The 16,274-nt window shown below is 71.9% G+C and carries 14 protein-coding genes; 10 read left to right on the forward strand and 4 right to left on the reverse strand.

Going from position 1 to position 16,274, the window contains the following annotated elements:
- The first annotated feature begins 162 nt into the window (after nt 1-162).
- Nucleotides 163-666, forward strand: a complete 504-nt coding sequence (locus LADH09A_RS10300; RefSeq protein ID WP_238644655.1) for a hypothetical protein — start codon at nt 163-165, stop codon at nt 664-666.
- A gap of 56 nt (nt 667-722) precedes the next feature.
- Here the strand turns inward: LADH09A_RS10300 and LADH09A_RS10305 are convergent, their stop codons facing one another.
- The 4 genes from LADH09A_RS10305 to LADH09A_RS10320 form a co-directional block, all read right to left on the reverse strand.
- Nucleotides 723-1,349: a hypothetical protein gene (locus LADH09A_RS10305; protein WP_238644656.1), complete on the reverse strand. Its 627-nt coding sequence runs from the start codon at nt 1,347-1,349 to the stop codon at nt 723-725.
- 35 nt (nt 1,350-1,384) lie between these two features.
- The gene (gene ychF, locus LADH09A_RS10310; protein WP_238644657.1) at nt 1,385-2,470 is read right to left on the reverse strand and encodes a redox-regulated ATPase YchF; all 1,086 of its coding nucleotides are present in this window, start codon (nt 2,468-2,470) and stop codon (nt 1,385-1,387) included.
- A gap of 94 nt (nt 2,471-2,564) precedes the next feature.
- Nucleotides 2,565-3,299 (reverse strand): Type 1 glutamine amidotransferase-like domain-containing protein, encoded by a 735-nt coding sequence (locus tag LADH09A_RS10315; RefSeq protein WP_238644658.1) that lies wholly within the window; start codon nt 3,297-3,299, stop codon nt 2,565-2,567.
- Nucleotides 3,300-3,360: 61 nt separating this feature from the next.
- Nucleotides 3,361-3,867 carry a hypothetical protein gene (locus tag LADH09A_RS10320; RefSeq protein WP_238644659.1) on the reverse strand — a complete coding sequence of 169 codons (507 nt, stop codon included), beginning with the start codon at nt 3,865-3,867 and terminating at the stop codon, nt 3,361-3,363.
- Nucleotides 3,868-4,006: 139 nt separating this feature from the next.
- Here LADH09A_RS10320 and LADH09A_RS10325 point away from each other — a divergent pair, with 139 nt between their 5' ends.
- The 9 genes from LADH09A_RS10325 to LADH09A_RS10365 all read left to right on the forward strand — a co-directional run bounded on the left by LADH09A_RS10325 (nt 4,007) and on the right by LADH09A_RS10365 (nt 16,230).
- Nucleotides 4,007-4,516: a SigE family RNA polymerase sigma factor gene (locus LADH09A_RS10325; RefSeq protein ID WP_238644755.1), complete on the forward strand. Its 510-nt coding sequence runs from the start codon at nt 4,007-4,009 to the stop codon at nt 4,514-4,516.
- A complete protein-coding gene (locus tag LADH09A_RS10330; RefSeq protein WP_238644660.1) occupies nt 4,513-5,013 on the forward strand; it encodes a hypothetical protein in 501 nt (166 codons plus the stop codon). The genes LADH09A_RS10325 and LADH09A_RS10330 overlap by 4 nt, the downstream gene beginning before the upstream one ends.
- Nucleotides 5,014-5,249: 236 nt before the next feature.
- Nucleotides 5,250-6,674 carry an FAD-binding oxidoreductase gene (locus tag LADH09A_RS10335; RefSeq protein ID WP_238644661.1) on the forward strand — a complete coding sequence of 475 codons (1,425 nt, stop codon included), beginning with the start codon at nt 5,250-5,252 and terminating at the stop codon, nt 6,672-6,674.
- 71 nt (nt 6,675-6,745) lie between these two features.
- Complete coding sequence (locus tag LADH09A_RS10340; RefSeq protein WP_238644662.1) at nt 6,746-8,263, forward strand: DNA-3-methyladenine glycosylase 2 family protein; 1,518 nt, start codon at nt 6,746-6,748, stop codon at nt 8,261-8,263.
- Nucleotides 8,260-8,769, forward strand: coding sequence for a methylated-DNA--[protein]-cysteine S-methyltransferase (locus LADH09A_RS10345; RefSeq protein ID WP_238644663.1), 510 nt, complete (start codon nt 8,260-8,262; stop codon nt 8,767-8,769). The genes LADH09A_RS10340 and LADH09A_RS10345 overlap by 4 nt, the downstream gene beginning before the upstream one ends.
- Before the next feature lie 38 nt (nt 8,770-8,807).
- Nucleotides 8,808-10,685, forward strand: coding sequence for an ABC transporter ATP-binding protein (locus tag LADH09A_RS10350; RefSeq protein WP_238644664.1), 1,878 nt, complete (start codon nt 8,808-8,810; stop codon nt 10,683-10,685).
- The gene (locus LADH09A_RS10355; RefSeq protein WP_238644665.1) at nt 10,682-12,562 is read left to right on the forward strand and encodes an ABC transporter ATP-binding protein; all 1,881 of its coding nucleotides are present in this window, start codon (nt 10,682-10,684) and stop codon (nt 12,560-12,562) included. The genes LADH09A_RS10350 and LADH09A_RS10355 overlap by 4 nt, the downstream gene beginning before the upstream one ends.
- Nucleotides 12,563-12,653: 91 nt before the next feature.
- A complete protein-coding gene (gene valS, locus LADH09A_RS10360; protein ID WP_238644666.1) occupies nt 12,654-15,221 on the forward strand; it encodes a valine--tRNA ligase in 2,568 nt (855 codons plus the stop codon).
- Nucleotides 15,222-15,300: 79 nt separating this feature from the next.
- Nucleotides 15,301-16,230 (forward strand): endonuclease/exonuclease/phosphatase family protein, encoded by a 930-nt coding sequence (locus LADH09A_RS10365; protein WP_238644667.1) that lies wholly within the window; start codon nt 15,301-15,303, stop codon nt 16,228-16,230.
- Nucleotides 16,231-16,274: the final 44 nt, after the last annotated feature.

A 16,274-nucleotide genomic window follows, 5' to 3' on the forward strand; every position in this document is an offset into this window, starting at 1 on the left:
CGGGCGGTGGTGTGCTCGGCTCGCCCGGGTCGACGGCCGGCGGGATAGTCCAGCGCGGCAGTCCGGTGTCCGGTCTCGGGACTCGCGTCTCCCATCGGTATCGGGACCTGCGCGACCCGTCAGATAGCGTGGCGTGAAATCGGGCAGAAGGACGGTCTACCGTTGACCCTTGAACGCGGCAAGCTGGGATTCACCGATGCCAGGTCCTTCAGCCTCATCGGCTATCGGTATGGCGGCCACGGGTACGCGTTGTTCCGTGGCTTTCCCTCCCCTGTGGAGATCGAGGATAGCTACGGCGACAGCGAGTTCCGGGTGCTCGACATCTGCTTCATGAACATCGACCGGATCTCTTGCTGGTCCGCTGTGGGGCCGATCCATCTGCGACACCCCACCGACGACGAACAGGCCGCCATCGAGGCAAGGATCGGACCGACCCGAAACACGAATGTCTACCTGTTGAGGCCGAGTTCGATCGAGGACTACGTCGTAGCCAGCGCGGTCTACTGGGCGGAGTACCACCTCGCCCTTACGTCGCCGAGTCCTCTTGTCACCGAGAGCAAAGGAATCCAGGAGACCCATTCGCCGATCGGGAGACCTGTTCAGTTCGCCGATCAGCCATGGACGCCGTACTCCCTGTCCACAAATCAACCGTCTGACCTGCGGTAACAGGCTGGGTTCAGACGTCGAAGCGGAAACCCACCGCGTTGCGCCGTCGAACAACGTCAGGAGGCCTGCGGCCGGGGACGCCGCAGCCAGTACGGGCTCGGGGGTGGTGAGACCTGCAACGGTCCCCGCCGATCACAGATGTACGTCGCGTAGTCCGCGAAATATCGACGGCGGCTCAGGTAGTGCGGGTAGTGGTCGAAGTGCCACCGGCAGGCGTCGATGAACTCCGAGTGATCGTCGAGCCCGAGGCGGGCGCACACGAGCGCGAACCCGTCCAAGCCGTGCAGCATCTCGGCGCACTGCGCGGCTGTTGCGCCGTCGACGCCCCAGAGCACCCCTGTCGGAAGTTCGTGAATTGCGTGATCCAGCCATCCGCGATCATGGCGGTAGCGCTCCTGATCGGCCTTGGCCGAGACGACCACCAGGCTCCCATTGCCCTCGATCGTTACCGTCCCCTCCGGCAGCACTACGACGATCTCATCACCGTCGATGCTTTCGGCTTCCGCATCGATCCAGAACGGCATGGGAAAGCGCGAATCGGCCGTCACGGGCAGTGACGTCAGGACGGGCACCTTCTCGATGATCCGATGATCCCGTCCGCGCGCATCCCGCACGGAGACCTCGACCCAACCGGGAAAATCGTCCGACTGCCAGCGCACCATCACCGCCCTCAGCTTCACCACGAGGCGAAGCTTAGGCGGCAGACGTTGAGCCGGAACTAGACGTTGAAGCGGAACTCCACCACGTCGCCGTCCTGCATGACGTACTCCTTGCCCTCGATGCGGACCTTGCCCGCCGCCTTGGCCGCCGACATCGAGCCGAACTCGACCAGGTCGCGGTAGGAGACCACCTCGGCCTTGATGAAGCCGCGCTGGAAGTCGCTGTGGATGACACCCGCGGCCTCCGGCGCGGTGGCGCCGACCGGGACGGTCCAGGCGCGCGCCTCCTTGGGGCCGGCCGTGAGGTACGTCTGGAGGCCGAGCGTGCGGAAGCCGACCCGGACGAGCTGGTTGAGGCCGGGCTCGTTCTGCCCGATCGACTCCAGCAGCTCGCGGGCCTCCTCCTCGGGCAGGTCCACCAGCTCAGATTCGATCTTGGCGTCCATGAAGACGGCCTCGGCGGGGGCGACCAGGGCGCGCAGCTCGTCGAGGAACGACTCGTTGGCCAGTTCGGCCTCGTCGACGTTGAAGACGTACAGGAAGGGCTTGGTGGTGAGCAGGTGCAGCTCGCGAAGGTGCTCCAGCTCGATCTTGGCGGCGGCGGCCCCGGAGTAGAGGGTGGTGCCGCCGTCGAGCACCTCGATCGCGGCCTTCGCGGCGGCGACCGCTGCGAGCCGGTCCTTGCGGAGCTTGGCCTCCTTCTCCAACCGGGGCAGCGCCTTGTCCAGGGTCTGCAGGTCGGCGAGGATCAGCTCGGTGTTGATCGTCTCGATGTCGTCGGCCGGGGAGATCTTGCCGTCGACGTGCACCACGTTCGGGTCGGAGAAGGCCCGCACGACCTGGCAGATCGCCGAGGCGTCCCGGATGTTGGCCAGGAAGGCATTGCCGCGACCCTGCCCCTTGGAGGCGCCGCGGACCAGGCCGGCGATGTCGACGAACGACACCGGGGCGGGCAGCACCTTCTGCGAGGAGAAGATCTCGGCCAGCTTGCCCAGCCGCTCGTCGGGCAGCCCGACCACGCCGACGTTGGGCTCGATGGTGGCGAACGGGTAGTTCGCCGCCAGCACGTCGTTCTTGGTCAACGCGTTGAAAAGCGTGCTCTTGCCGACGTTGGGCAGGCCGACGATGCCGATGGAAAGACTCACGACCGGCCAGCTTACGCCGACGCCGACGGGGCCGGTCCACGCGGCTCGGTTTCCGGCGGCACGGCCCCCGGCGAGGGGCGACGCCGATCGGTCGTCAGCCGAGCAGGCGTGGGGCGATGACGGCCTCGCGGACGCTGCCGTCCGCGCCGCGGCTGACCTCGTACGCCGAGACGCCCTCGCGGTCCGCGATTGCCTCGACCAGCCGGATGCCCCGGTAGACCAGGCCGACCCCGTCGTCGGTGCAGTGGCTCGTCGGGAGCGTCCCGCTGCCCACCAGCTCGTGCATCAGCGGACGGCGCTGGCCCTCGCTGTCGTAGTGCACCCCGTTGCCGTACGGCAACCAGGCCAACCCCTCGGTGAAGCCGCGCAGCCGGGGCCCGAAGCTGTCGGTGGCACCGCCGACGTGCCAGCAGATCGAGCCGGCGGAGACGCCCGCCAGCACCACACCGGCCTGCCAGCACTCGTGCAGGATGTCGTCGAGCCCGTGCACCCGCCAGACGGCGACCAGGTTGGCCACGCTGCCGCCACCGACCCAGATCACGTCCTGGGCAAGCAGGTGGGCGCGGACGTCCTCGACGTTCGGCATGGGGAAGAGCGCGAGGTGTGACAGCCGGAACCGGGTGTCGGCGAACGCGCCGTAGATGGCGGTCAGCGAGGTGGGCTGGTCACCGACGGCCTGCCCGAGGTAGCAGATTCGCGGCTGCGGACCAGCCTCGGCCAGCTCCGCCGCCAGCTCGAAGACCGGGCTGGGGCGCATGTCGTACGGCCCTCGGTCGCCCCGGGAGAAGCCCATGCTGGTGGCGATGATGGTCGGTTCGCTGGCGGGCATCGGCGCGTCCTTCCGTCGGGGTGGTGCGGCGTCCATCCTGCCGCAGCGAAGCGGCAGCCGATCACCCGCCCGCGTGCCGGCCTCGTCGCTGGCGGGGCACCTCGACCTCGGGCCAGTCGTCCACGGGCGGCCGGTCGGCCGGGGGCAGTTGTGCGGCGGCGGCACGGGGCAGGGTGAACCGGTCGGCGGCGGCCGGGCCGGCGGAGAACGACTCGCGCAGCATCCAGCGCACCTCGTCGGCCGTCCAGCCCAACCCGGCCCGGGCGGCGATCTCGCGCACCAACCGCCGGCCCACGCGGGTGTCGTCGTCGTAGAAGCGCATGCACCAGTGGTGGGTCCACATCCCCAGTGCCCGAAGGCCGGCGTTGTCGAGTGAGCCGACCAACCGGCCGCAGGCGGTGTCGGAGAAGATCTGCTCGGGGTCGGCCGCCCGGTCCCGTTCGATGGCGCCGACGGCGGCCGGCGCGACGGCCCGCATCCGGCGGTAGAAGGACTGCGCCACCGCGCGGGGCAGCGGCGGGAACGCGCCCGGTGTCGACGCCGCCGCCCAACCCGCCACGCTCGTCATGTTCCGCACCCCTTCTTCAGTTGGTGGCCGGACGGTACCCGTCACGACCGACACTTCCGGGCCGGAAAAACACCCCGGATCGCGGATAGCGACGATGACCTGGGGCGTCTGTATGGGTGACAACGAAACGGGGGTGTGGGTGGACGAGGACGAACGCGCTCGGCTGGCCGAGTTCGTCGGCAGCCGGACGCCGGCGCTGATGCGGGTCGCGTACCTGCTGACCGGGGACCGCAACGCCGCCGAGGACCTGTTCCAGTCGGCGTTGGCGCGAACCATCCCAAAGTGGGACACCATCCGGCACGCCGATCCCGAGGGGTATCTCCGCGTGGTGATGTACCGCCAGCAGATCAGCTGGTGGCGGCGACTTCGCCGACGACGGGAGACGCCGCTCAACCCGGCCGACGAGCCGGTCGGCGCCGACCCGAGCGGTGGCTCCGACGTACGGCTGGCGATGCGTGCCGCGCTGCGCCACCTGCCACCGGCGCAGCGGACGGTGGTGGTCCTGCGCTACTACGAGGACCTGCCCGAAGCCCGGGTGGCCGAGCTGCTCGGCTGCTCGGTGGGCACCGTCCGCAGCCGTACGCACCGGGCGGTCAAGCGCCTGCGCGACCTGCTGCCGGAGATCGAGTTGCTGGAGGTACGGCGATGATCGATCCCTTCGAGAGCCTCATCCGATCCACCCTCACCGACCTGGCCGAGGAGGCACCGATCGTGCATGACCAGTTGAACCGAGCGGAACGGCGGGTTCGCAACAGACGCCGCGCCACGGTGACGATGGGGGCGGTGGGCACCCTGGCGGCGATCCTGATCGCGGCTCCGATCGCCCTGGCCGCGACCGACTCGGACGGGCCTCCACCAGCGGTGCCGAGCCCGGCGGGCCCGGCGGCCGTACCCAGCCCGGCGATCCCCGAGCCGTCCGGGCCGCCCGGCGTGCCTGCTAGGCCCGGCCGGCCGGTGCCGTCGCCGACGATGTCGGGCTTGCCGGGTGCCCCCGGCTTGCCGGCCGGGCCGGACAAGGCGGGCCCTCCGGGTGTGCCGGGCAGGCCAGGTGAGCAGGGACCGACAGCCGTCCCGGGTGGGGCGCCCGGCGTTCCCGGCCTGCCGATCTCCCCGACCCCGACCGCGGTGCCCAGCCCCACACGGTGATTCGGGTCCGGTCCGACCGAGGTGATCTCCACGCCCCGGTCGGACCGGCCCGAACGACGTCGCCGGTCGGAGTGACCCGGTGGAGATTCGGGTCACTCCGACCGGGCACGTGCCGCCACCCAGCGCTCGTTGACCACCTACCAATGGTTGGTGGACGACCCGAGGTTTGCCACACCGTCGCCCCCGACCCACTCTTGGGCCATGACCGATGACGGCCGAGCAGCCCGGGGGCAGCGATGACCACCGCCACGGCCCGGGTGCCCGACTCCCTCCGGGGGCAGATCGTCACACCCGGCGACCGCCGGTACGCGCACCTGCGCTCGACGTACACCACGTCGGCGTCGCCGGCGGCCGTGCTGCTGCCGAAGACCACCGCGCAGGTGGTCGACGCGCTCCGGTACGCGCGGGAGCAGCGGCTGCCCATCGCCGTCCGCAGCGGCGGGCACGGCTTCTCCGGGGCCTCCTCCAACAACGGTGGGGTGGTCATCGACCTGTCCATGCTCAACCGGGTGCAGGTCCTCGACGAGCGGGCCGGGCTGGTCCGGGTCGAGGCCGGTGCCCGCTGGGCGAACGTCGCGAAGGCGCTGGCCCCGTACGGCCTGGTGGTCAGCTCGGGTGACTACGGCGGCGTGGGCGTCGGCGGCCTGGCCACCGGCGGCGGCGTCGGCTGGCTGGTCCGCGCCCACGGCCTCACCATCGACCGCGTCCGCGCGGTCGAGGTGGTGCTCGCCGACGGGACGCTGGTACGCGCCGACGCCGAGCACGAGCCGGAGCTGTTCTGGCTGGTCCGGGGCGCCGGAGCCGGCGCGGGGATCGTGGTGGCCTTCGAGATCGAGGCGGCCGAGCAGCGCAACGTCGGTGTGGCGCAACTGGTCGTCGAGGCGCACCCGGACGGTCGCACCATCCGGGAGTGGACGAGCTACCTCGCGCAGGCCCCACGGGAGCTGTCCGCGGCCGCCGTGGTGTACGCCGAGGGCCGCTCGGTGCTCATGTCCATCACCGCCGTGGTGGCCGCCGAGAGCCTGCGCCGGGCCCGCCCGGCGGTGGAGCCACTGCTCGCCATCGGCAAGGTGCTCGAACACCGGACCGACCTGCTGCCCTACCCGACGCTGGTGCCGACCGCGCACCTGCACCCCAACGTCGGGCAGCAGCGCGGCACGACCACCAACGGTCTGTTCACCGGCCTGGACGACGCCGGCGCTCGGGCCGTGACGCGCGCGGTGACCGGGCCGGGGCGGGCGGTGGTCCAACTCCGCTCGTTGGGTGGGGCGGTCAACGACGTCGCGCCCGGCGCGACCGCGTACTCCCATCGCCACCAGGACACGATGGTGGTCGCCTCGGTGTTCCCACCGCAGGGCGCCGGGGCGTTGGACGCGGCCTGGCGGGCTGTGGGTGCCCGCGCGGACGGCGCGTACGTCAACTTCGAGAGCCGACCGGACCCGACCGCGTTCGCCCGGATCTACCCCGGTGAGACGGGGGCCCGGGTGCGGCGGCTGTGGAAGCGCTACGACCCGGACGGGGTGTTCCGCTCGGCGCTGCTGACCGGCCAGTCGGCGCGTTCTGGCCAGTCCACCCGTGCGAGCCAGCCCAGCAGATCCGGGCAGCCCAGCCGCACAGGTCAGTCGGCGCGGTCCGGTCAGCCGCACCGGCGTCGCCGCTGACCGCGCCGGTCGCACGCCGAGGTCCGATTCCCGCCAGCCGAGGACGCACCGAGCGGGGCATCATCGGTGGCATGGAGATGGACTTCGAGCGGTGTTACCGGGCCGTGGACAGCCGTGACCAGCGGTTCGACGGCTGGTTCTACACCGGCGTGACGTCCACCGGCATCTACTGCCGGCCGTCCTGTCCGGCGATCACGCCGAAGCGGAAGAACGTCCGGTTCTTCCCGTCCGCCGCCGCGGCGCAGGGTGCCGGGCTGCGCGCCTGCCGCCGCTGCCGGCCGGACGCCGCGCCCGGCTCGCCGCAGTGGGACATCCGCGCCGACGTGGTCGGCCGGGCGATGAGGTTGATCTCGGACGGGGTGATCGACCGGGACGGCGTACCGGGGTTGGCCTCCCGTCTGGGCTACACCGAACGGCACCTGCACCGGATGTTGAGCGCCGAGATGGGCGCCGGGCCGCTGGCGCTGGCCCGGGCCCAGCGGGCGCAGACCGCCCGGATCCTGATCGAGACGACCGACCTCGGGATGGCCGAGATCGCGTTCGCGGCGGGCTTCGGCAGCGTGCGGCAGTTCAACGACACGCTCCGCGAGGTGTACGCGAGCGCCCCGTCCGACCTGCGCACGGCCCGCGGGCGTCAGCAGGCGACGGTCGGGGCGGGGACCATCGCGCTCCGGCTGGCGTACCGCCCGCCGCTGCACGCCCGGGCGCTGCTGGACTTCCTCGCGGTGCGGGCGTTGCCCGGCGTGGAGGAGGTCCGCGACGGGACGTACCACCGGGGTCTGCGGTTGCCACACGGCACCGGTGAGGTGGCGCTGACCCCGACGGACGGGCACGTGGCGGCGACGCTGCGGCTGACCGACCTGCGCGACCTGGCACCCGCGGTGGCCCGCTGTCGCCGGCTGCTCGACCTTGACGCGGACCCGGCGGCGATCGACGCCACGCTCGCCGCGGACCCGGCGTTGGCGCCGGCGGTCGCCGCCGAGCCCGGCATCCGGGTGCCCCGCGCGGTCGACGGCTTCGAGATGGCCGTCCGCGCCATCGTCGGTCAACAGATCTCGGTAACCGCGGCCCAGAAAACCCTGTCCCGCCTCCTGGCCGCCCACGACCGCGTTGATCATGAAGTTATTGCCACCGACACCGGCGTGTCGGGACAACAACTTCATGATCAACGGGGCTACGGGGGGTGGGGCAGACCGGCGGGGGCGGGCGGGCTGCGGGGGTTCTTGAGCGCGGAGGAGCTGCTGGGCCTGCCGGACTCGGGGTTCGGGATGCCCGCTGGGCGGCGGGAGACCCTGCGGGGGCTGGCGCGGGCGGTCGTCGACGGGGCGCTCGACCTCGCGCCGGGGGTGGATCGGGAGGAAGCCGTGCGACGGCTGCTCGCCCTTTCCGGCATCGGCCCGTGGACCGCCAACTACCTGGCCATGCGCGCCTTCGGCGACCCCGACATCCTGCTCAGCACCGACCTCGCGGTCCGGCGCGGCGCCGCCGCGCTCGGCCTGCCCCACACCCAGCAAACCCTCGACGGGTACGCCGACCATTGGCGTCCCTGGCGGTCCTACGCCACGATCAGACTCTGGAGAGCGGCATGAGCATCGACAGCACCGTGCTGAGCACACCGACCGGCCCGCTGAGCATCCTCATCGGCCCGGACGGCGACGTACGGGCGGCCGGCTTCACCCCGGACCCGGCGGCGCTGCTGCCCCTGGTCCACCCCACCCTGCGCGCGCCCCTGCGACAGCGGGCCGACCTCGGCCCGGTGAGCACGGCAGTCCGGTCCTACCTGGACGGCGACCTCGCCGCCATCGACGCGGTGCCGGTCCGCCAGCTCACCGGCGGAGAGTTCATGGCACACGCCTGGCAGGTGCTGCGTGAGGTGCCGCCGGGCACGCCGGTCACCTACACCGGGTACGCGGCACTGGCCGGCCGGCCACCGGCGGTGCGGGCCGCCGCAGCCGCCTGCGCCCGGAACGCGGCGGCACTGTTCGTGCCCTGTCACCGGGTGCTCCGCACCGACGGGACGCTCGGCGGGTACCGCTGGGGGCTGGACGTGAAGAAGTGGCTTCTCGGTCATGAGCGGCGCTTGACAGCAAGCTGACAGAGGCATCGACACCTGTTAGACGCTACCGTCTGGTAGTGCCTGTGGAGAGCGACGGCGACCCGGCCGCCCGGGCCGCCGCGGGCACCCACCCCGTGCACAACCTCTGGCGGCTGCGCCCCTACCTGCGCCCGTACGCCGCCGAGTTCGCCTGGTTGCTCGTCGCGGGGCTCGCCGGCACGGCGGCCGGGATCGCCGTACCGCTGGTCGTGCAGCGGGTGGTGGACGGCCCGGTGGCCCGCCAGGAACCTGCCGGGCTGCTCCAGCTCGGGGGCCTGGCGCTGCTGCTCGGCGTGGTCGAGGCGGTGCTCATCTTCATCCGCCGGTGGGTGCAGTCCTCCTCGGCGGTGGGGATGGAGGCAGCGCTGCGCGCCGACGTCTACGCCCACCTGCAACGGTTACCGACGAGCTTCCACGACCGCTGGCAGTCCGGCCAGTTGCTCTCCCGGATCACCAGCGACCTGTCGGTGATCCGCCGGTTCCTCTCCTTCGGCGTGTTCTTCCTGGTGCTCAACCTGACCACCTACGTGGTCGTGGTGGTGCTGCTGATCAACCTGCACACGGCACTCGGGGTGCTGGTGGCGGCCAGTGCGGTGCCGCTGCTGCTGATCAGCCGCCGGTTCGGGCGGCACTACCACGCCGCCTCCCGACGGATGCAGGACCAGCAGGGCGACGTGGCGACCCTGGTCGAGGAGACCGCGCAGGGCCTGCGCACCATGAAGGCGTACGGCCGGGGGCCCGAACTGGCCGCCCGCTTCGCCGGTGGGGCCCGGAGGCTGCACGACACGGGCGTCGGCAAGGGTCGGCTGCTGGCCAACACCTCAGCGCTGCTCGACCTGGTGCCGAACGTGACCCTGGGCGTGGTGCTGGTGGCCGGGGCAGCCGCCGCCGCGGGAGGCGCGCTCACCATCGGCGAGCTGGTCGCGTTCGTCAGCCTCCAACTGATGCTCATCTGGCCGGTGCAGTCGCTGGGTTGGATCATCGCCAACGGCCAGGAGGCCGCCACCGCCGCCGACCGGATCCAGGAGGTGTTGGACACCCCACCCCGGATCGTGGACTCCCCCGGCGCCCTCGCGCTGCCCCGCGACGCGGTCCACGGCCGGCTCCGCTTCGAACGTGTCGCGTTCAGCTACCCGGGTGCCGCCGCACCGGTGCTGCACGAGATCGACCTGACCATCGAGCCCGGCGAGACACTGGCCCTGGTCGGCGCCACCGGCTCCGGCAAGAGCACACTGCTGTCCCTGGTCCCCCGCCTGCACGACGTGACCGCCGGTCGGATCACCCTGGACGGGCACGACCTGCGCGAGCTGCGACTGGCCTCGCTACGCCGGCTGGTCGGGGTGGCGTTCGAGGAACCCACGCTGTTCTCCATGTCGGTCCGGGAGAACCTCACCCTGGGTCACCCGGACGCCGGCGACGACGACGTCCGCGCCGCTCTCGCGCTGGCTCAGGCCGACTTCGCGTACGACCTGCCGTGGGGGTTGGCCACCCGCGTGGGTGAGCAGGGGCTGTCCCTCTCCGGGGGGCAACGGCAGCGGCTCGCGTTGGCGCGGGCCGTGCTCGGCCGGCCAGCGGTGCTGGTGCTGGACGACCCGCTGTCCGCGCTCGACGTGCACACCGAGGCGCTGGTCGAGGCGGCGCTGCGCCGGGTCCTGCGCGACAGCACCGCGCTGCTGGTGGTGCACCGGCCGTCGACGATCGCGCTGGCCGACCGGGTCGCGCTGCTCCAGGACGGCCGGATCACCGCGATCGGCCGGCACTCCGAGCTGCTGGCCACCAGGCCGGCGTACCGGGCGCTTCTTGCCGCCGAACCGCAGACCGCAGCCGGCGAGTCGCCCGCCGGGCACCCGCCGCCGTCCGGAGCCACCGGGTCGAGTCCGTCCGCTTCGGACGGGTGGGGGCTGGTGCACTCGTGACCGTTCCGAAGCAGGCCGACCCACCGCCCGAGGAGGAGCCCGAACTCACCCGCTGGCGCGGAACCGCCACCGACCCGGAGGCCGACCGGAGCCGGGCCGAGGACACCGCGCCCGAGGCGGTGGCCCGGCTCCGCCGGCTCAGCCGGGTCCTGCTGGCCGACCTGCTCCGCCCGCACCGGGGGCGACTCACCGTCGCGGTCGGCCTCCTGCTGGCCCAGAACGCCGCCGCGATGGCCGGCCCGTACCTGGTCATGATCGGCATCGACCGGGCCATCCCGCCGCTGCGCGCCGGTGACCCCGGGCCGCTGATCGCCGTCGCCGGGGCGTTCGCGGCCGCCTCGGTGACCGAGTACGCGGCCCGTCGCGGGTTCCTCACCCTCTCCGCGCGCATCGGCCAGGCCGTCCTGCTGGACCTGCGGCAGCAGGTGTTCGGGCACTTCCTGCGGCTGTCGGTGGGCTTTCACGAGCGGTACACCTCCGGCCGGATGGTCTCCCGGCTCACCAGTGACCTGGACTCGATCGCCGAGCTGGTCGACGGGGGGATCGACAGCCTGGTGCTGGCCGGGCTGTCCATCCTGTCGGTGGCCGCCATCCTGCTCTGGCTGGACCTGCCACTGGCCTCCGTGACGCTGCTCGCCTTCCCGTTCCTGTTCTGGCTGTCCCGCTGGTTCGCCCGGTCGTCGGCCGGCGCGTACCGGCGGACCAGGGACGCTGTCGCACTGGTCATCGTGCACTTCGTCGAGTCGATGCGGGGCATCCGGGCCGTGCAGGCGTTCCGCCGGGAACCGCGCAACCAACGGATCTTCGTGGCCCTCGGCGACGACTACCGACGCACCAGCCTGCACGCGTTCCGGCTGATCGCCACGTACTCGCCCGCGATCAAGCTGATCGGCAACATCACCGTGGCGGTGGTGCTCTGCTACGGCGGTTGGCGGGTGCTCGGTGGGCAGACCGAGATCGGCGTGCTCGCCGCGTTCCTGCTCTACCTGCGCCGCTTCTTCGAGCCGATGCAGGAGCTGAGCCAGTTCTACAACTCGCTCCAGTCGGCCACCGCGGCCCTGGAGAAACTGGCCGGGGTGCTCGACGAACGACCAGCCGTCGCCGAACCGGCCCGGCCCACCCCGCTGCCGACCGGCCCCGGGCGCGGCGAGCTGACCTTCCGGGCGGTCTCCTTCGGCTACCGCCCGGACACCCCGATCCTCGCCGAGCTGGAGCTGACCGTGCCGGCCGGGCAGACCGTGGCGCTGATCGGGCCGACCGGCGCGGGCAAGTCGACCATCGCCAAGCTGGTCGCCCGGTTCCACGACCCGGACACCGGCACGGTACGGCTGGACGGGGTCGACCTGCGCGACGTGCGCGACGCCGACCTGCGTCGGGCGGTGGTGCTGGTGACGCAGGAGAACCACCTGTTCAGCGGGACCGTCACGGAGAACATCCGGTTCGGCCGCCCGAGCGCGGACGACGCCGAGGTCCAGGCCGCGGCGCAGGCGATCGGCGCGCACAGCTTCATCGCCGCACTGCCCGAGGGGTACGCCACCCAGGTGCACCGACGCGGCGGCCGGCTCTCCGCCGGGCAGCGGCAGCTCGTCGCGTTCGCCCGTGCCTTCCTGGCCGACCCGGCCGTGCTGATCCTGGACGAGGCCACGTCGTCGCTGGACGTGCCGACCGAGCGGCTGGTGCAGCGGGCCCTCGGCACCATCCTGCGCGACCGCACCGCCCTGGTGATCGCGCACCGACTCTCCACCGTGGAAACCGCCGACCGGGTGCTCGTCCTCGACGACGGCAAGGTCGTCGAGGACGGCCCGCCCGCCGTGCTGGCCGAGGCCGACGGCCGGTACGCGGCCCTGCACCGGCAGTGGCGCGACTCGCTGATCTGACCGCCTGCCCCCGGTCGGTGGCCGCCCGGCGGCCGGTGTGTTCGGCGGCAACTACGTGGCCGGGCACCCGCGAGGTGCCTACGATCGCAGGATGACCGAAACGGCGAGGACGGCCCGAGCGGGCGTTCCCGAGCGTCCGACCCTGGACGGGCTCGAGGAGAGCTGGGCACGCCGCTGGCAGGAGGAGGGCACGTACGCGTTCGACCGCTCGAAGAAGGAGCGCAAGGACGTGTACGCCATCGACACCCCGCCGCCGACCGTATCGGGCGAGTTGCACATGGGGCACGTCTTCTCGTACACGCACACCGACACCGTCGCGCGCTACCAGCGGATGCACGGCAAGGCCGTCTTCTACCCGATGGGCTGGGACGACAACGGGCTGCCCACCGAGCGCCGCGTGCAGAACGTGTACGGGGTGCGCTGCGATCCGGCGCTGGCGTACGACCCGGTGTGGCGGCCACCGTCGACCCCGGTGGACGACGCGGCCCGCCGTGACCCCACCCCGATCTCCCGACGCAACTTCATCGAGCTGTGCGAACGACTGACGGTCACCGACGAGCAGGTGTTCGAGGCGTTGTGGCGGCGGCTCGGGCTCTCGGTGGACTGGTCGTTGACCTACACGACGATCGGTCGGGTCGCCCGGGCCACCAGCCAGCGCGCGTTCGTGCGCAACCTGCTCCGGGGCGAGGCGTACCAGTCGGAGGCGCCGACGCTCTGGGACGTCGGCTTCGCCACCGCGGTCGCCCAGGCGGAGCTGGAGGACCGGGAGCGCCCCGGCGCGTACCACCGGCTGCGGTTCGCCACGCCCGAGGGGCGTGAGGTGCTCATCGACACCACCCGACCCGAGCTGCTGCCGGCCTGTGTGGCGCTGGTCTGTCACCCCGACGACGAGCGGTACGCCGACCTGGTCGGCGCCACGGTGCGCAGCCCGTTGTTCGCCGTCGAGGTGCCGGTGTACTCCCACCCCCTCGCCGATCCGGCCAAGGGCACCGGCGTGGCGATGGTCTGCACGTTCGGTGACCTGACCGACGTGACCTGGTGGCGTGAGCTGCGACTGGACACCCGGGTGGTGATCGGCCGGGACGGCCGGCTGCTGCCCGAGCCGCCGGCCGGGGTGCCGGCGCAGCCGTACGCGGCGCTGGCCGGGCAGACCGTCAACGGCGCCCGCCGCGAGATCGTCGGGATGCTGGCCGACGCGGGTGACCTGATCGGCGAGCCGCGCCCGATCACCCACCCGGTCAAGTTCTACGAACGCGGCGACCGGCCACTGGAGATCGTCTCGACTCGACAGTGGTATCTGCGCAACGGTGGCCGGGATGCCGAGCTGCGGGCGACGCTGCTGGCCCGGGGCGGGGAGCTGCGCTGGGTGCCGGCGCACATGAAACACCGCTACGACAACTGGGTGGGTGGCCTGACCGGGGACTGGCTGGTCAGTCGCCAGCGTTTCTTCGGGGTGCCGGTGCCGGTGTGGTACCGGCTCGACGACACTGGCGAGCCGGACTGGTCCCACCCTCTCACGCCGGACGAGTCCGCGCTGCCGGTCGATCCATCCAGCGATCCGGCACCCGGCTACGACGAGTCGCAGCGCGGCCGTCCGGGTGGCTTCGTCGGCGATCCGGACGTGCTGGACACCTGGGCCACCTCGTCGTTGACCCCGCAGATCGTCGGCGGCTGGGAGACCGATCCGGACCTGTTCGCCGCGATCTTCCCGATGGACCTCCGCCCCCAGGGGCAGGAGATCATCCGGACCTGGCTCTTCGACACGGTGGTCCGGTCGCACTTCGAGCACGGTGTGCTGCCCTGGCGGGACACCGTGCTCTCCGGCTGGATCCTCGACCCGGACCACAAGAAGATGGCCAAGTCCAAGGGCAACGTGGTCACCCCGCTGGCGCTGCTGGAGCAGCACGGCTCGGACGCGGTGCGCTACTGGGCGGCCAGCGGCAAGCCCGGCATGGACCTGGCGTTCGACCCGGCACAGATCAAGATCGGCCGGCGGCTGGCCACCAAACTGCTCAACGCGTCCAAGTTCGCGCTCGGGTTGGGTGCGGCGGACGCGTTACGCGCTCCGGCGACTTCCCCACTGGACCGGGCCATGCTCGCCGAGCTGGCCACCGTGGTCACCACCGCGAGCACCGCCTTCGACGCGTACGACCACACGGCGGCGTTGCAGGCCACCGAGGCGTTCTTCTGGCGGTTCTGCGACGACTACATCGAGCTGGTCAAGGAACGCGCCTACGGCACCGGCGCGGGGGCCGACTCGGCGCGGGCGGCGCTGGCCTCGGCGCTGTCGGTGCAGCTGCGACTGTTCGCCCCGTTCCTGCCGTACGTGACCGAGGAGGTCTGGTCGTGGTGGCTGTACGGCTCGGTGCACCGCGCGCCGTGGCCCACCACCCACGAGGTGGCCCGGACGATCGAGGGGTCGGGTGACCCGGCGCTGCTGCGGCTCGCCGGCGACGCGTTGAGCCAGGTGCGGCGGGCCAAGTCGGAGCGGAAGCTGTCGATGAAGGCGGAGGTGCCGCTGGCCGAGGCGCTCGGCCCGGCGGCGCTGCTGGAGCAGCTCACCCTGGTCGCCGACGACCTGCGGGCGGCCGGCCGGATCGGCAAGCTCGACCTGCTACCCGACCGCACCCCGGAGCTCGTCATCGCCTGCGCCTTCTGACCCGGTATGTGTGCTGGACGCTCACTCGGAGCGATGCGATGATCATGGGTCATCATCCAACACAGTGAATACGGGGATCATGCGCATTCGTACACTCGTCGCCGGCCTCACCGCCGGCCTGCTCGTCGCCGTCGGCCTGACCGGCCCCGCCCAGGCGGCGACCGTCACCGCCACCTACACCGGATGGACGTGGAACGTCGCCGGCTGGACCATCCACCGAGGCGCCACCAACAACGGCCTCATCCCGGCCCTCTCGGACTCCATCCGCAACCGGGCCGCCACCTTCGCCGCCCTCAACGAGCTCTGTTGGAGCCAGTACAAGGCCGTCCAGGCGAACCTGCTCGCGTCCGGTTGGCCGCAGGACGACAGCAACTTCTCCCGGTTCGAGGCGCACAACGAGACCGCGTGTGGCGGTGAACCGTTCGGCGTGGCCCTCTTCAGCCGGGCACCCCTCGGGGCGGCCAACCGCTACGCGTTGGCCGCGGACGGCACCAGCGAGCGGCGCAAACTGCTCTGCGCACCGCTCGAAGCGCGCCCGCACCTGCGGTTCTGCACCACCCACATCACGCCGTCGAACGCGGTGATCAACGGCAGGACCATCAACGCGACCCAGTTGGACGAGGTCCGCAGCAGGATCGACAGTTTCGCCGCCAACGGGGACACCGTCCTGATCGCCGGTGACTTCAACGCCCAGCCGCACTACGGGCGGCTCGACTCCTGGTACTCGACCACTCTGAACACGCCGAACAACGGTGCCAACACCGGCGCTTACCGGGAGCTCGACGACACCGACAGCCGCTGCCCCGGGTACGGCGAGACCACCGTCTACGACGGCAACACCGAGGGCCTCTGCGGCCAGGGTAAGAAGATCGACCTGATCTTCGTACGCAACGACCGGATCGCCGGGTCGTACAGCGGCGACTCACTGGCCATCTCGACCACCTGCGGCGGCCCCTGTTCGGATCACCGGATCGTCATCGGCACGGTCACCGTCTCCGTGACCGCCTGATCAGGTGGCCGGTCCGCCGCCGCCCACCCCCCTGGGGCGGCGGC

Origin of the sequence: Micromonospora cabrerizensis, assembly GCF_022230955.1 — a bacterium.
Lineage (GTDB): Bacteria > Actinomycetota > Actinomycetes > Mycobacteriales > Micromonosporaceae > Micromonospora > Micromonospora cabrerizensis.

Bases quoted from the DNA above. Each gene is read 5' to 3' on its own strand.
- LADH09A_RS10315 (WP_238644658.1), bottom strand. From the start codon at position 3,299: ATGCCCGCCAGCGAACCGACCATCATCGCCACCAGCATGGGCTTCTCC.
- LADH09A_RS10320 (WP_238644659.1), bottom strand. From the start codon at position 3,867: ATGACGAGCGTGGCGGGTTGGGCGGCGGCGTCGACACCGGGCGCGTTC.
- LADH09A_RS10330 (WP_238644660.1), top strand. From the start codon at position 4,513: ATGATCGATCCCTTCGAGAGCCTCATCCGATCCACCCTCACCGACCTG.
- LADH09A_RS10335 (WP_238644661.1), top strand. From the start codon at position 5,250: ATGACCACCGCCACGGCCCGGGTGCCCGACTCCCTCCGGGGGCAGATC.
- LADH09A_RS10340 (WP_238644662.1), top strand. From the start codon at position 6,746: ATGGAGATGGACTTCGAGCGGTGTTACCGGGCCGTGGACAGCCGTGAC.
- LADH09A_RS10345 (WP_238644663.1), top strand. From the start codon at position 8,260: ATGAGCATCGACAGCACCGTGCTGAGCACACCGACCGGCCCGCTGAGC.
- valS (WP_238644666.1), top strand. From the start codon at position 12,654: ATGACCGAAACGGCGAGGACGGCCCGAGCGGGCGTTCCCGAGCGTCCG.
- LADH09A_RS10365 (WP_238644667.1), top strand. From the start codon at position 15,301: ATGCGCATTCGTACACTCGTCGCCGGCCTCACCGCCGGCCTGCTCGTC.